This window comes from Cryobacterium sp. (genome assembly GCF_025463825.1).
Classification (GTDB): domain Bacteria; phylum Actinomycetota; class Actinomycetes; order Actinomycetales; family Microbacteriaceae; genus Cryobacterium.
Genome location: NZ_JAODBG010000082.1, coordinates 14147 through 29057, shown reverse-complemented (window position 1 = coordinate 29057; position 14911 = coordinate 14147). Strand labels below are relative to the sequence as shown.

Annotated in this window: 17 protein-coding genes; 7 read left to right on the top strand and 10 right to left on the bottom strand. The window is 68.5% G+C overall.

Going from position 1 to position 14911, the window contains the following annotated elements; translation table 11 throughout:
• Positions 1–112 precede the first annotated feature (112 nt).
• A complete protein-coding gene (locus JWP54_RS10000) occupies positions 113–1033 on the top strand; it encodes a LysR family transcriptional regulator (protein ID WP_297371207.1) in 921 nt (306 codons plus the stop codon).
• Positions 1034–1037: 4 nt separating this feature from the next.
• Here JWP54_RS10000 and JWP54_RS09995 read toward each other — a convergent pair whose 3' ends face one another.
• The 7 genes from JWP54_RS09995 to JWP54_RS09965 all read right to left on the bottom strand — a co-directional run bounded on the left by JWP54_RS09995 (position 1038) and on the right by JWP54_RS09965 (position 7103).
• Positions 1038–1340, bottom strand: coding sequence for an antibiotic biosynthesis monooxygenase (locus tag JWP54_RS09995; protein ID WP_297371204.1), 303 nt, complete (start codon positions 1338–1340; stop codon positions 1038–1040).
• 68 nt (positions 1341–1408) lie between these two features.
• Positions 1409–2269, bottom strand: a complete 861-nt coding sequence (locus JWP54_RS09990; protein WP_297371202.1) for an aldo/keto reductase — start codon at positions 2267–2269, stop codon at positions 1409–1411.
• Between the two features lie 53 nt (positions 2270–2322).
• The gene (locus JWP54_RS09985; RefSeq protein ID WP_297371199.1) at positions 2323–3330 is read right to left on the bottom strand and encodes an SDR family oxidoreductase; all 1008 of its coding nucleotides are present in this window, start codon (positions 3328–3330) and stop codon (positions 2323–2325) included.
• On the bottom strand, positions 3327–4298 hold the full coding sequence (locus tag JWP54_RS09980) for an aldo/keto reductase (protein WP_297371196.1): 972 nt from the start codon (positions 4296–4298) through the stop codon (positions 3327–3329). Before JWP54_RS09980 ends, JWP54_RS09985 begins: the two co-directional genes overlap by 4 nt.
• Positions 4299–4391: 93 nt before the next feature.
• Positions 4392–5351, bottom strand: a complete 960-nt coding sequence (locus JWP54_RS09975) for a hypothetical protein (protein WP_297371193.1) — start codon at positions 5349–5351, stop codon at positions 4392–4394.
• 141 nt (positions 5352–5492) lie between these two features.
• Positions 5493–6425, bottom strand: coding sequence for a carbohydrate kinase (locus JWP54_RS09970; RefSeq protein ID WP_297371190.1), 933 nt, complete (start codon positions 6423–6425; stop codon positions 5493–5495).
• Positions 6426–6539: 114 nt separating this feature from the next.
• Positions 6540–7103, bottom strand: a complete 564-nt coding sequence (locus JWP54_RS09965; RefSeq protein WP_297371188.1) for a dihydrofolate reductase family protein — start codon at positions 7101–7103, stop codon at positions 6540–6542.
• A 162-nt stretch (positions 7104–7265) separates the two neighbouring features.
• Between JWP54_RS09965 and JWP54_RS09960 the strand changes: the two genes are divergently transcribed.
• The 3 genes from JWP54_RS09960 to JWP54_RS09950 are packed head-to-tail and all read left to right on the top strand — an operon-like array spanning position 7266 to position 10001.
• Positions 7266–8369 (top strand): LLM class flavin-dependent oxidoreductase, encoded by a 1104-nt coding sequence (locus tag JWP54_RS09960; protein ID WP_297371185.1) that lies wholly within the window; start codon positions 7266–7268, stop codon positions 8367–8369.
• A gap of 9 nt (positions 8370–8378) precedes the next feature.
• Positions 8379–9665, top strand: a complete 1287-nt coding sequence (locus JWP54_RS09955) for an NtaA/DmoA family FMN-dependent monooxygenase (RefSeq protein WP_297371183.1) — start codon at positions 8379–8381, stop codon at positions 9663–9665.
• Positions 9666–9698: 33 nt separating this feature from the next.
• Positions 9699–10001: a hypothetical protein gene (locus JWP54_RS09950; RefSeq protein ID WP_297371179.1), complete on the top strand. Its 303-nt coding sequence runs from the start codon at positions 9699–9701 to the stop codon at positions 9999–10001.
• 83 nt (positions 10002–10084) lie between these two features.
• On the opposite strand, the gene JWP54_RS09945 is transcribed toward JWP54_RS09950, so the two are convergent.
• Positions 10085–10684: a polysaccharide deacetylase family protein gene (locus tag JWP54_RS09945; RefSeq protein WP_297371174.1), complete on the bottom strand. Its 600-nt coding sequence runs from the start codon at positions 10682–10684 to the stop codon at positions 10085–10087.
• Positions 10685–10815: 131 nt separating this feature from the next.
• Between JWP54_RS09945 and JWP54_RS09940 the strand changes: the two genes are divergently transcribed.
• The 3 genes from JWP54_RS09940 (at position 10816) to JWP54_RS09930 (ending at position 13400) form a co-directional block, all read left to right on the top strand.
• Positions 10816–12120 carry an NtaA/DmoA family FMN-dependent monooxygenase gene (locus tag JWP54_RS09940; RefSeq protein WP_297371171.1) on the top strand — a complete coding sequence of 435 codons (1305 nt, stop codon included), beginning with the start codon at positions 10816–10818 and terminating at the stop codon, positions 12118–12120.
• Positions 12121–12228: 108 nt separating this feature from the next.
• Positions 12229–12906, top strand: coding sequence for a hypothetical protein (locus JWP54_RS09935; protein WP_297371168.1), 678 nt, complete (start codon positions 12229–12231; stop codon positions 12904–12906).
• Positions 12907–13019: 113 nt separating this feature from the next.
• Complete coding sequence (locus tag JWP54_RS09930) at positions 13020–13400, top strand: cupin domain-containing protein (protein ID WP_297371165.1); 381 nt, start codon at positions 13020–13022, stop codon at positions 13398–13400.
• A 106-nt stretch (positions 13401–13506) separates the two neighbouring features.
• Here JWP54_RS09930 and JWP54_RS09925 read toward each other — a convergent pair whose 3' ends face one another.
• Complete coding sequence (locus JWP54_RS09925) at positions 13507–14007, bottom strand: glutathione peroxidase (RefSeq protein WP_297371162.1); 501 nt, start codon at positions 14005–14007, stop codon at positions 13507–13509.
• Between the two features lie 51 nt (positions 14008–14058).
• Entirely contained in the window at positions 14059–14907 is an 849-nt protein-coding gene (locus tag JWP54_RS09920; RefSeq protein ID WP_297371159.1) for a DUF1206 domain-containing protein, read from the bottom strand.
• Positions 14908–14911 lie beyond the last annotated feature (4 nt).

The following is a 14911-nucleotide window of genomic DNA, read 5'->3' as shown; positions in this document are numbered from 1 at the left end:
GTCGCGCCACGCTCACAACCGCGCCGGCCGCATCGAGTATTGAGCGGAGGGCGGGAGTCGGGCCAGAGCGTGAGCTTCTGAGCGGGCGGCGACTGAGACGTAGACTTGGTCAATGGAATTGCGCCAGCTAGAGCACTTCGTGACGGTCGCCGACGAACGTCACTTCACCCGGGCGGCCGAGCTGCTGCACATTTCGCAGTCCGGCCTGTCCGCGTCGATCCGGGCCCTGGAGATCGAACTGGGCACCTCCCTGTTCATCCGCAGCACCCGCCGGGTCGAGCTCACGGCAGCCGGCCAGGCGCTGCTGACGGATGCCCTCCGCACGCTGGCCGCCGCCGCCGCGGCCCAGAACGCCGTCGCCGCGGTGCGCGGCCTGGTGCGCGGACGCCTGACCGTCGGCGCGGAGCCGTGCCTCGGCTCCGTCGACCTGCCGGCCGAACTGGCCCGCTTCCGCACCGCGAACCAGGGCGTCGAGGTGCGGCTGCGCCAGGTGGGCTCCGTGGAACTCATCGAGGGCGTCGCCAGCGGCACCACCGATGTCGCGCTCGTCGTCGTCACCGGTGACATCCCGCCCGGAGTGCGTCTGCACCCGCTGAGCAGCCAGAAAATGGTGGTGCTCTGCCACCCCGACCACCCCGTCGCGGCGCTGGCCGAGGTCGACCTCGAGACCCTGCGGGGCGAGCCGCTCATCGGCTTCCAGGCCGGCTGGGGTGCGCACATGCTCGCCCGGCGGGCGTTCGCCGCGGCCGGGTTCGAGTACCGCGCGGCCATGGAGGTCAACGACGTGCATCCGCTGCTCGAATTGGTGGGCTACAACCTGGGCGTGGCGATCGTGCCCACCAGCTTCGCGTTGAAACGGCCCGAGGACCTCGTGGCCGTGCCGCTACCGGCCACCGTGCCCGAGTGGACGGTGGCCGTGGCGGTGGCCGACGAGCCCAGCCCGGCCGCGTCGGCCTTCCTCGACCAGCTCCTCGAGGACGTCGCCGCCGCGGTCGTGCCGACGGCAGCAGACGTGGTCGGTTCGGCCGCCTGACCTGCTAGAAGGCGAGCGGGATGGTCTCGGAGAAGATGGTCTTCACCGGCACCGCGGCGATGATCTCCCGAATGCGCCCCGCGCCTTCCGGGGTGGTGCGCCATTCGGCGTACGCGTCGTGGTCCGCGGCCGACGCCCACTTCTCGACGACGATGATGTGAGCCGGGTCGGCGTCGTCCACGATCACCTCGAGGCCCTCGTTTCCCGGCCACGCGCGGGTGGCGGCGAGCGTTTCGTTGAGAATGGCCGGCACGATGTCGAGCGTGGCGGGGTCGAGCTGCAGGTCGAGGTGGACGATGGCGGTCATAAAAGCTCCAGAGGTAGGTGGGTACTCGGTCAACACGGCAGTCGGGGAGGAATCCCCGCGGTACTGGCTCAGGCCGCGGCGAGGGCGGCCAGCTCGTCGGCCGTGAGGGCGAGGTCGGCCGCCTGGGCCGAGTCCCGGATGCTCTTGGGCCGGCTGGCGCCGGGGATCGGGATCACGCGCGGGGAGGCGGCCAGGTGCCAGGCGAGCGTGACGACCTGCGGGCTGACGCCGCGCTCATCCGCCACGCGCTGGAACGGCGCGAAGCGGGCGCCGAGCTCGCCGGCGGACTTGATGCCGCCCAGCGGGCTCCAGGACAGGAACGCGACCCCGAGCTCGGTGCAGAGGTCCAGCTCGGCCTGGCTGCTGCGGAACGCGGGCGAGTACTGGTTCTGCACGCTGGCCAGCCGGCCGCCGAGGATCTCGTAGGCCTCGCGGATCTGCTCCGGGGTGGCGTTGGAGATGCCGGCGAGGCGGATGACGCCGTCGTCGAGCAGGTCGCGGATGGCGCCGATGGAGTCGGCGTAGGGCACCGCGGGGTCGGGCCGGTGGTGGTGGTACAGGTCGATGGCGTCGCCGCCGAGTCGCTTCAGCGACGCCTTCGCGGCCTCCTTGAGGTACTCGGGCCGGCCGTCGACGTACCAGGTGCCGTCGCCGGGGCGCAGGTGACCACCCTTGGTGGCGACCAACACCCGGGAGGTGTCGCCGCCCCAGGAGGCGATGGCCTTCGCGAGAAGCGACTCGTTGTGGCCCACCTCGTCGGCGTGCAGGTGATACGCATCCGCGGTGTCGAACAGGGTCACGCCCACCTCGAGGGCGGCGTGGATGGTGGCGATGGAACGGGCTTCATCCGGCCGCCCCTCGATCGACATGGGCATGCCGCCCAGGCCGATGGAGCTCACGGTGCGGTCGCCGATCTGTCGGGTCTTCATAGGGTGTCCAATCTGGTGAAGCGGATGCCCAGGCAGCGGTGGCCTGGGCAGGGCTAGGAACGGGAGGAGTGCGCGCTTGCGAGCCGGTCGAGGGTGTCGTTCAGCGCCGCGTTGACCACCTGCTGCTCCGGATGCTCGTCGTACCAGGCGATCGCCTCGCGAAAGCCGAGCGCGACGGGGGTGGTGCAGACGAAGTCGGGAACGAGCGCCTTCACCTTGCTGTTGTCGAAGATCACGGAGTGCGACCTGTCGCCGAGCAGCCCTCCGCTCCACTCCGGGTTCTCGGCCGCCATGGCGTCACTGGTCACGTGCACGATCTTCGGCGCAGGGGCGCCGGCGGCGCGGGCGTACTCGGCATAGATGGCGTCCCAGGGCAGGTACTCGTCCGAGGTGATGGTGAAGCTGTGGCCCACGGCCTGGGACCGGCCGAACAGGCCCACGAGCGCCTTCGCGAAGTCGCTGCTATGCGTGAGCGTCCAGAGCGAGGTACCGTCGCCGTGCACCACCACCGGCTGACCGGTGCGCATCCGGTGAATGTCGGTCCACCCGTTCAACAGGGTGATCTGGGTGCGGTCGTAGGTGTGCGACGGCCGGATGATCGTGACCGGGAAGCCCTGCTCGCGGCAGGCCTCCCACAGAGCGTCTTCGCAGGCGATCTTGTCCCGCGAGTACTGCCAGAACGGGTTGTGCAGCGGCGTGGACTCCCGGATCGGTAGCGCGGCCGGTGGCTTCTGGTACGCCGAGGCCGAGCTGATGAACAGGTACTGGCCGGTGCGACCGGCGAACTGGGCGATGTCGGCACGCACATGCTCGGGGGTGAACGCCACGAAGTCCACGACAACGTCGAAGTGGCGCTCGCCGAGGGCGGCGCTGACCGCCGCAGCGTCGCGCACGTCAGCGGTGATGAGTTCCGCGTCGGCGGGCAGGTCCCGGAGCCGGGACTGACCCCGGTTGAGCACGGTCAGCCGGTGGCCGCGGGAGACCGCGAGGCGGGCGGCCGCGGCGCTGATCACGCCGGTGCCGCCGATGAACAGCAGGTTCAGACCCGGCACGGTACTCACCAGGCGTAATCTTCCGGCGCGGTCCTGTAGCCGGGGAAGATCTCGTCGAGCCGGGTGAGCGCAGCCTGGTCGAGTTTCACGGTGACGGCACGGAGGCCCGCCTCCAGCTGCTCCATGGTGCGTGGTCCGATGATCGGCGCGGTGACCGCGCTCTGGTGCATCAGCCACGCCAGGCCCACATCGCCCGGTTTGTGGCCGAGCTCGGCGCAGAACGCCTCATACGCTTCCAGGGCCGGCCGGTTCTTCTCGATCTTGGCCGCGGAGTCCGCCGACACCCGCCGGCCGGAGTCGTTCTGCTTCTGCAGCACCCCGCCGAGCAGGCCGCCCTCCAGCGGTGACCACGGCAGGATGCCCATCCCGTTGCCCTGCGCGGCCGGGATGACCTCGCGTTCGATGTCGCGCTTGAGCAGGTTGTACAGCGATTGCTCGCTCACCAGGCCGGTGAGGTTTCGGCGGCGGGCCTCTGCCTGCGCGGTGGCGATGTGCCAGCCGGCGAAATTGCTGCTGCCGGAGTAGAGGATCTTGCCCTGCGCGACGGCGGTTTCCATCGCCTGCCAGATCTCGTCCCACGGGGTGTCCCGATCGACGTGGTGGAACTGGAACAGGTCGATGTAGTCAGTCTGCAGTCGTTTCAGGCTCTCGTCCAATGAACGACGGATGTTCAGGGCCGACAGCTTGCTGTCGTTGGGGCGGTCGGACATGTTGCCGTAAACCTTGGTGGCCAGCACGGTGTTCTCGCGGCGGTCGCCGCCCTGGGCGAAGTACCGGCCGAGGATGCTTTCCGTCGCGCCGCGGCCCTGCTTGGAACCGTAGACATTGGCGGTGTCGAAGAAGTTCAGGCCGGCCGCCTGGGCGGCATCCATGATCTCGAAGGAGGTGGCCTCATCGGTCTGCGGCCCGAAATTCATCGTGCCGAGGCAGAGACGCGAAACGGACAGGCCCGAACGACCGAGGTGTGTGTATTCCATGACCTCAGGCTGCTCCTGCTGCTGCGCGCTGTCCAACAGGAGAGATGGATGCGATCCATCACCCCGCCTTCTCAATCGCGCGGCCGCGCGGGATCAGTCGGTGTCGAGGGAGCCGGGTCGCCCGGAATCACGCGGCTGGCGGGTGGCCGTGACGGCGAGCAGGTCGAGTGACAACCGGGGATCGGGGCGAAGCGGCAGGTTCACCACGGCCCGGATCTCCCAGCGCACATGCAGGTTGCCGATGGACAGCGACGGCGCAGGCAGGCCGACGGGCGTCTGCACAGCGAAGGGCAGGTCGACCGCGGTACCGGCCGTCAGAGTTCCGGCCGGCCCCACCGTGACGGCGGCCACCACGGCTTCCGAGTGCCGGTAGCCCTCGGACTCGCTCGCATCGGGGTTCGCCTCCTGGCCGGGGCCGCCCCACACTTCCTCGCAGCGCACCAGCTGCACGCGAACGCCGCGGGTGGAGATGTCCTCGCGTGCGCGTACCCGCAGCACCCCGGTGAGTGGAGTGCCCGGTTCGAGCACCCGGGAGGAGAGGGCGATGAATTCGAGGGCGATCTGCCCGAGGTGTTCGTCGACCGGCGGGTGGGCGATATCGGTCGCGCTGGTCTGGCCCCAGGACTGCACGTCGATCAGGCGTTCCCGCTTGATGATCTGGCCGTTGGCGGCGTGCAGCACGCAGCGCACCGACCATCCGATGTCGATAAGGTCACCCCGCACCGATGCGAGGCCGTCCTCGGGAATGCTCAGGCTCTCTGACAGCACCCGGGTCTGCCCGGCCGGCATGGCCCCGGGGGCGGACACCCTCACTGCTGTGAGCACCTCGCTGGACCGCTCACGGGCGGGAAACACGCCGCCGTAGATGTTGCCGCGGCCGTAGGTGTAGTTGACCTTGCGGATCAGGGCGATCTCGGCCCGTTCGATCAGTGCGGGGCGAAGAGCGGTGATCCGGACCCGGACCCCCAGCGAACTGCCTTCGATCACCACTCCGTCCACCGGAGAGAGTTCGACCGAAACTTGTACTGCCGTGTCGGTTGTTATGACCGCCATGTCGCACCAGACTTCCTGTTACCCGTTGCCATTGCCCCAGAAGGGGTCAACTTACGCACAGTAAAGCCGGGGTGGCCCCCACGTTCAAGGGGATTGACTTGCCCGACGCCGTCTGCTTTCCGGCGCAACACCCCGGTTGGGTCAGCGGATGCGCAGTTCCGCCACCGTGGGCGGGGTGGCGCCGGGTCGGGAGACAGTGATCGCGGCGCTCGCCAGGGCTGTTCGGCCCAGGCGCCCGAGGTCAGCGGCACCGAGCGCGTTCTGCAGGATCGGGTCGATGGAGTCGCCCACGAGAATGGCGTAGAGCAGCCCGGACATGAACGAGTCGCCGGCTCCGATGGTGTCGACGACTGTCACCGGATGCGCGGCGAGTTCCGTGGTGGCGCCGCCAGCGCGGAGCAGGGCGCCGTCCCCGCCGCGGGTGATCGCGAACAGCGCCACCCCCGCCGCGGTGTAGTCCCGCGAGATCTGGTCGAGGCTCCGGCCCGGGTACAGCCAGGCGGCATCCTCGTCGCTCATCTTCACCACCTGCGCCACCGCGGCGAGCTCCTCGACGGCGCGCACCACGTCGTCGCGGGAGCCCATGATGCCCGGTCGCACGTTGGGGTCGTAGCTGAGTAGCGTGCCGGCCGGGGCGGTGGTGAAGGCGCGGTGCACGGCCAGGGCACCGGGCTGCAGGGTCGCGGCGATGGAACCGGTGTGGATGAGGGTGCACGGCGCCGGCAGCGCCAGCTCCGGCAGGTCCCAGCGCAGGTCGAAGTCGTAGTCGGCGGCGCCGGCCGCATCCAGGACGGCCGTGGCGCTGGAGGTTGCGCTCGCCGTGACCGACCCGGGCAGCAGGGCCACGCCCGCTCCGCGGAGGTGGTCGGCGATGATCTCGCCGAACGGGTCGGCGCCGATCTGGGTGACCAGCGTGGTGGGCACCCCGAGCCTGCCGAGCCCGTACGCCACGTTCATCGGGCTGCCGCCGGCGTGGCTGACCGGGTCGGCGCCCGGGCGGCGCACGATGTCGATGAGGGCTTCGCCCATCACGAGGGCGTGGGTGTGCGCGGCGATCTGGCGGTCAGCAGTCATGGCCCCATTATCCCCAGCCGGCTCGCCAACTGTTGCCCGTGCGGACATTTGCGCCCGGTGCGCCGGGTGCAATTGTCCGATTCGGCGACAGTTGCGCGGCTGACCGGCGGGAACCTACCGGCGCACGCTGTAGCCCAGGTAGACGACTCCGTTGCGGAAGGCGTACTCGTCTTTCAACTCGAGCTCGACGCGCAGGCCGTCCGGCAGGAAGCTGATCCCGCCACCGACGACAACGGGGTTGATGAACAGCTGGACCTCGTCAATGAGTCCGGCAGTGAAGGCCTGCGCGGCCAGGTGCGGGCCACCGATCGACAGGTGACCGGATGCCGATTCCTTGAGTGCCCGTACCGCATCCGGGTCGAAGGTGCGCTCGATGCGGGTGCGCCGGCTCGCCGGTTCGGCCAGGCGGCTGGAGTAGACGATCTTGTCGGCGGCTTGCCAGATCGCGGTGTAGTCGCGCATCACGGCGGGCAGCTCGTCGTCGCCCTGGTGCATGGTTTCCCAGGCCACCATCACGTCGTACAGTTTTCGCCCGTAGAGGTAGGTGCCGACCGAACGCTCCAGGTCGTTGACAAAGGTGTGCACTTCGTCATCCGGGGCGCCCCAGTCGAAGTTCCCCTCGGCGTCGGCCACGTAGCCGTCCAGTGAGGTGATTGCGGTGTAGATGAGTTTCGCCATGGTGCGTGCCTCCTGCGCCCTGACGCTACTCCGGTCGCCCGGTCGCGGCCAGGCAGGAGGCGGCGCAATACGGCGTTAACGCCGCGTCACCTTTCGGGAAATGCGCCGCCACTGGAATGGGTTCTGACAAACGACGAAGGGCAGGGCATCCGAATGTTCCACATGGGCTGGTTTCTCAACTACACGGTTCCGGGCTGGGGCAAGGACTGGTCAGGTGAGCCGGCCAGGGACTGGACCAGCCCGGACCTCTATATCGAGCTCGCCAGGGCGATGGAACGCGCCCGCTTCGACTACATGATGCTCGAGGACGGCTCGTTCATCCCCGACGCCTACCAGGGCACCGCGGAGTACTACCTCGCGAAGGCGGCGCACGCGCCCAAGCACGAGCCGGCAATCCTGGTGCCGCTGCTGATGCAGGCCACCCGGCACCTCGGCGTGATCATGACCATTGCCACCCCGTACTACCCGCCGTTCGCCGCGGCCCGGCTGATGGCCAGCCTCGACCACCTCTCCAACGGTCGCGCCGGCATCAACCTGGTCACCGCACACAATGTGCGCACCGCGCAGAACTTCGGCCGCGACGAGCATTACGAGCACGACCTGCGCTACGAGATGGCCGACGAATGGATCGACCTGGTCAACCAGCTCTGGACGTCGTGGCAGCCCGACGCCGTGATCGCCGACTACGAGAGCGGCATCTACGCGGACCACGCCAAGGTGAACGCGGTGAACTTCGAGGGCAGGTTCTACAAGTCCCGCGGACCGCTGAACACCATCCCGTCCCCGCAGGGCCGCCCGGTGGTCTGCCAGGCCGGCGAGACCCACGACGAGGCCGTGGCCAAGAAGAAGCGCATCGACGCCACCACCGTGGAGGACGTCCTCGCCCGGATCTCCTGGACCAGTGGGATCGACTTTTCACAGTTCGACCTGGACGCCCCGTTGCCGACCATCAACACGGATGCGGCGTCCTCCACCACCCTCGGCATGCTGCAGGGGTCAGATCCCACCACCACCCTGCGTGAGATCGCCCAGCGGCCCGTGCGCCTCGGCTCGCTCGAGGTGAGCGGAACCGTCGACGAGGTCGCCAGCGTGATGGACGAGGCCATGCAGGAGGTCGGCGGCGACGGGTTCCTGATCGCCGGCCAGCTCTCCCGGCGCTACATCAGCGAGGTCGCCGACGGCCTGGCCCCGGTGCTGCGCCGCCGCGGCCTGATCCGCAGCGAATACACCGGAGCCACGCTCCGCGACAACCTGAGGGAATTTTAGATGTTCCACATGGGCTGGTTCCCGGGTTACGGCTTCGGTTCCTACGGCTGGAACCAGCAGTGGTCGGGCAATGCCGCGGCCGACCTGGCGAACCCGCAGTTGTTCATCGACCTGGCCACGTCGCTGGAGCGGGCGGGGTTCGAATACATGATGATGGAAGACTCCTCGGTCATTCCGGACACCTTCCGCGGAACCATGGAGGAGTCCCTGCGCGCCGGCATCGTGCGAGTGGACCCGATGCCGCTCATCCCGTTGCTGGCCGCAGCCACCAAACACCTCGGCATCGTGGCCACCGCCGCCACCACCTTCTACCCGCCGTTCCTGGCCGCGCGGCTGCTGACCACCCTCGACCACCTCAGCCATGGTCGGGTGGGCGTGAACCTGGTGACCGCGAGCCCGGATGCGGCGGCGCAGAACTACGGCCTGGCCAAGCACTACGAGCACGACCTGCGCTACCGCATGGCCGACGAGTGGGTGCAGTCGGTCAAGGCGCTCTGGAACACCTGGGAGCCCGGCGCGCTCACCCTCGACGAGGAGAGCGGCATGTTCGCCGACCACACCAAGGTGCACCGGGCCGACTTCGACGGCGAGTTCTACAAGACGCGTGGACCGCTCAACACGGTGCCGTCGCCGCAGGGCCACCCGGTGATCTGCCAGGCCGGCGGATCCCCGGCCGGCATGGACTTCGGCGCAAAGCATGCCGACACCATCCTCGCCTCGGCCGACGGTCCGGCCGGCATGAAGCGCTACCGCGACGTCATCTCGCGGCGCATGATCGGCTTCGGCCGGGAAGACGTCAAGGTGCTGTTCTTGGTGGAGCCGGTGCTCGCCGACACGGATGCCGACGCGATCGAGAAGAAGCGCCGCATGGATGCCGCGAACGAGGGCAACATCGAGGCCTCGCTGATGCGGATGTCGTACATCTCCGGCCTGGACTGGTCGAAGTTTGCGCTCGACGAGGAGATTCCAGACCTCACCGGCAAGCACAACGGGCACCAGAGCGTGGTCGACGACTTCCTCAAGGCGGCGGAGGGCAAGACCCTGCGCGAGGCACTGGCGTCCCAGCGCCGGGGCACGGTATCCGTCACCCTCGTCGGCTCGCCCGAGACTGTGGCCGGGCAGATGGACGAGGCGATGCAGGAGGCCGGCGGCGACGGTTTCCTGGTCGCGATGCCGGTGACCCGCAAGAACATTACCGAGGTCTGCGACGGCCTCGCCCCCGCGCTTCGTCGGCGCGGCCTCATCCGCGACAAGTACCTGCCCGGCACCTTTCGCGACAATCTCTTCGCGTATTAACTGCAGGGCTGAAAGATCCACATGGATCCCATTGTGCCCGACAATTTTCAGAAGTGGGGCGCCGGCCGCCCGTTACGGGAGGCCGCAGCGTCGGACGAGTTCGAGGCAGTGCCGCTCTGCGGCACCCCGGACACGGTCGCCGACCAGATGCAGGAGGTGTTCGAGGAGGTCGGCGGTGACGGCTTCCTGATCTTCGCCGGTGGCGGCGGCATGATCACCCGCCGTTACATCGACCAAGTCTGCGACGGCCTCGTTCCCGAACTGCAGCGCCGTGGCCTCGTGCGCGGCAGGCAGCCCGAGGGCTCGTTCAAGCAGCGCCTGCAGTCCAACGATTGACTGTGCCTTCATCGGTCACAACTATTGCCAGAACGGACAAATGCGCCCGGTACGCCGGGCGCATTTGTCAGTTGCGGGAACAGTCAGGCGGCGAAGACATCGCGGATCGTGACCGAGCGGAGGCCTGCCGTGGTGATGGCGCCCAGCAGTGCGGGCAACGCATCCTGCATCACATCAAGGTTGAGGTGGCCGATCACGATGCCGCCCGGGTGGAAGGCCACATCGGCCGAGGCGATCAGCTCCTCCGCGGTGCGGGTCGGCCCCTCGACGAGCAGACTGCTCCACATGGCCTGCACCGTGAAGCCGGCGCGCGCCGCCGCGGCATCCGTGCGGTCGTCGCGGGAGCCGTTCGGCGGCCGGAAATACGGCTTGGTGCTCAGGCCGTAGTGCTTCAGGAAGAACTCCTCGCTGAGCGTGAGTTCCTCGATTATTTCGTCGTCGGTGAGGTCGGTGAACTCCCGGTGCGACCAGGTGTGGTTGCCCACCTGGGCCTGCCCGCTGGCGACGAGCGGCCGCCACAGCGCGGCATGCTCGGCCCAGCCGGGGTAGCTGCCGCAGGGGAACAGGGTGACGCGCACCCCGGTCTCAGCCACGAACAGGCGAATCGACTCGGCGTTGGTGCCGTCGTCGACTGTCCACGCCACCGTGGTGCCGTGCGGGCGGGGCGCGCCGGTGTCTGTCATGACCCATACGCTAGGCGGCGGCTGTTTCGACGGATCGATCCCGTGTTGCCCGCGTATTGCGCCGCCCTCGCGTAATGCCACAGGTGCCATCGTGTAGCCGAGGTGAAATGCGCCGTTTCTAACCTCTCGTCATGGCAAACAAATTCCACCTCGGCTGGTTCCTCAACTTCTCCTCTCCGTCCTGGCTCGGCCAGTTCGACGGCAACAACGACGAGAGCTGGATCGACGGGGAGTTCTACGTCGACATCGTGAAGATGATGGAGCGCGGCAAGTTCGACTTCGTCATGTTCGAGGACTCGCTGATGGTCTCCGATGTGCACGGCGGCTCGATGGCGACCGACCTGAAGTACAACATGTACGCCCCCAAGCAGGACCCGCTGCCGCTGATGGCCAAGCTCGGCGAGCACACCAAGCACATCGGCCTGATCGCCACGGCATCAACGAGCTTCTATCCGCCGTTCATCACGGCCCGCATGTACGCCACCCTCGACAACCTCACCCACGGTCGCATCGGCTGGAACGTGGTGACCTCGAGTGAGGACCGCGCCGCGCAGAACTTCGGCCTTGACCTGCACTACGAACACGACGAACGCTATGAGATGGCCGACGAATACGAGGTCGTCAAGGGCCTGTGGAACTCGTGGGACCCGGGCGCTCTGGTGCGCGACCGCGACACCGGCGTCTTCGCCGACCACACGAAGGTGCACCCGATTGACCACGACGGCAAGTACTACAAGGTGCGCGGTCCGCTCAACATGATGCCCGGCCCGCAGGGTCAGCCCACGCTCTGCCAGGCCGGCGGCAGCCCGCGCGGCCGCGCGTTCGCCGCCAAACATGCCAACACCATCATCTGCTCCGCGACCGGCGTCGCCGAGATGAAGGCCTACCGGGACGACATCCGTGCCCTCATGGTGGAAACCGGCCGCAACCCCGACGATTGCAAGGTGCTGTTCGTGGTGAGCCCGGTGCTCGATGAGACCGATGAGCTGGCCCAGGCCAAGGCGGCCCGACGGGCGACGATGACCCCGGAGGGCATGGACGTCTCCCTGGCCCATCTGAGCGCCCTGACCAATGTCGACTTCACCCAGTTCGATATGGATGCTCCCGTTCCCGAGATCACCACCAATGGTCACCGCACCACCCTTGAGGCATTCCTGCGCAAGGGCGGAGAGGCCGGCACCGCCACCCTGCGCGAGCTCGCCTCGATGCCGAGCCTGAACGCGGTGCCGTTCGTGGGCACCCCGGCCACCGTCGCCCAGCAAATGCAGGATGCGATGGAGCAGGTCGGCGGCGACGGCTTCCTGATCTCCGGCGCGCTCAGCCGCCAGGCTGTGGCCGAGATCGTGGACGGCCTGGTGCCCGAACTGCAGCGCCGCGGCCTGGCCGGCACCGAATACACCCACGCCACCCTCAAGGAGAACCTGCTCGACTTCTGAGGCGCGCAAGGTCCCGGTGCGAACGGGGGCCAGCGGGCATCCGCTCACCTGGGCTAGCCTCGGCAGCAGACGACGGGGGTTTCAATGGCTGGCAATGGCGGTAGCGGTATGCGAAAAAGGTTGATCGTGGCCGGGGTGATCATCCTGGCTGTGGGTGTGGTCGCCCTGCTCGCCGTGCCGCCGCTGCTGGCGGCAGCCGAGACCGAACCCGCCGCTACCGACGCTCCGCCACCGGACGCGTCGCCCACCCCGGTGATCTCGGCCACGCCGGTGCCGGAGAGCCGGCCCGCGCCGATCACGGAGGCGTTGACGCCGGAACAAGAGGCGGAGATCGAGGCGCGACAGGGGCCGATCGGCACCGCCATCGAGCAGATCCGCACGACGTTCCCCGATGACTACGCCTACGGTTATATCGCCGACGAGGGTTTCGGCATGAGCTTCAAGGCCGACGCCCCACCGGTGGCCCTCGCCATTCTCGACGCGGTCGGCGACCCGTACGAGCTGCACGAGAATGTGGGTTTCACCGAGCTCGACATCCAGCCGCAGATCAGGCGCGTCACCGAGCTGGTGCAGAAGGCCGTGGGCGACCAATCCTTCATCACCGGGGCGAACGTTTTCACCGTGACCGTGGAGGTCGAGATCTACCCGGACTCCGGCACGAAGACCGACCACACCGTGCTCGAGGGCGCGGCCCTTCAGCAGCTGATCGACGACATCCGGCCCGAGCTGTACCCGGGCTTCGATGTCACGATCACCTCGGTACCCGGTGCTGGGATCGGCTGGTAGCCGGGCTTACCGCCGCCCCCGGCCAGGTCTACGCTGGCTGGGTCACAGGCCGCGCACGGAAGTGGGCCGCGTGCCGGAGCCCCTCGATCGGCCCACAATGCTGGGAGGGAACCATGTCCACCGCAACGCACACCCTGCAGGTGAAGTCGCATTCCTCACCCGACGAACGCCGCGCGCCCGAGAAGACCCTGTTGGAACTCGTCCACCTGGACGAATTCTCGATCGGGCGCATGACCATGCAACCCGGCTGGACGTGGGCGGACAACATCCAGCCCGTCGTGCACACCAACTCCTGCCAGCTGCTGCACGTGGGCTACTGCATCTCCGGCCGCTTGGAGACGACGCTCGACGACGGCACCAGCGCGAGCATCGAGCCCGGCGACTCCTACCTGATCCCGCCCGGGCACAACGCCCGCGTGGTCGGCGATGAACCGTATGTGGCGATCGAGATGCACAGTGCGGCGTCCTACGGCGTGCTGCCGCCCACGAGCTAGTCCGGCAGTGACTGTTCCCGATCCGGACAATTGCTGCCGGCACACCGGGCGCAATTGTCCGCTTCGGCAACAGATGGGGCAGACGGGCGCCGCCCGTCGGCGCCGGTCAGGCCGCGGAGGGGAGTTCGGCCAGGCCGGCCTCGATCGCCGCGATCACCTCGGGGGAGTCCGGCAGGGTGGTGGGGCGGAACCGGTGGATGGGGTCCGCGGGCGAGATCACGAACTTCTCGAAGTTCCACTTCACCTTGCCGGCCTTGCCCGCATCATCCGGCGTCTGGGTGAGCTCGGCGTACAGCGGATGCCGTGAGCCGCCGTTCACCTTCGTCTTCTCCATCAGCGGGAAGGTGACGCCGTAAGTGGTGGAGCAGAACTCGGCGATCTTCTCGCTGGAGCCGGTCTCACCGAGGGCGAACTGGTTGCAGGGGAAGCCGAGCACGGTGAAGCCCTGGTCGGCGTAGGTGCGCTGCAGCTGCTCGAGGGTTTCGTACTGCGGGGTGAGGCCGCAGCGGGAGGCCACGTTGACAACGAGCACGACCTTGTCGGCGTACTCGGCCAGCGAGGTGGTGGAGCCGTCGGCGGCGGTGAGCGGAATCTCGCGAATGTTCATGCCGCACCCAACTCCCAGCCTTGCGAGGCCGCGGGGCCGTACGGGTAACGGTCAGTGCCGCAGGAACGCGGCCCTGGCCACGAGGTAGAGGCCGAACGCGATCAGACCGGCGGCGACCAGGTTCAGCAGGATCGGCCCGGACTGCAGGGTGAGCAGGTATCGCAGCCCGGCGTCGAGGCCGCCCACCCAGCGGGAGTCGGCGAACACCGCCGCGGCGACCAGCAGCCCGCCCGTGACCAGGAACGCGACGCCCTTCGCGGTGTGCCCGAAGATACCCAGGGAGAGCACGATCACCTTGGTCGGGCCCCAGAGGTGACGCAGCTCCTCACGGAAGTTGCGGCGCACCCCGCGCCAGACCAGACCGCCGCCGATGATGCCCACCGTGCTGCCCACCACGAGCAGCAGGAACAGGCCGATCGGGCTGTCGACGATGGCGGCGTCGGCACGCCGCACGCTGTCAGCGCCGCCGGCCCGGGCGCCGAGGGCCACCCAGAAGGTGACCGTCCCGAGCAGGGCGAAGCCGAGCGCCTTGCCCACATTCAGCGACCGGCGGAACACCAGTACCCGCCGGTTGGGGGCGACGCTGAACGCGGCGTTGGTGCCCTGCCAGAGGGCCAGGCCCCACAACGCCACGGTCGACAGCCAGAGCACGGCGAGACCGCCCGGGCGAGTGGCGATGGCGCTGAGCGCGCCGAGCTGGTCGGCCTCGCCGGCGGCGCCGTTGGCGATCTGCAGGCCGATACCGCCGATCAGGGCGTGCACCAGGCCATTGGCGAGCAGGCCGATCCGGGCCGAGGCGCGTACGGACCGGCTGCGGTGGGCGCGCTGGGCGGCCTGCTTCATCCGCTCGCGGGCGTCGCCCGGCTGGTCCGCCTCGGAGTCGGCGGGAAGATTGCTCACGAGT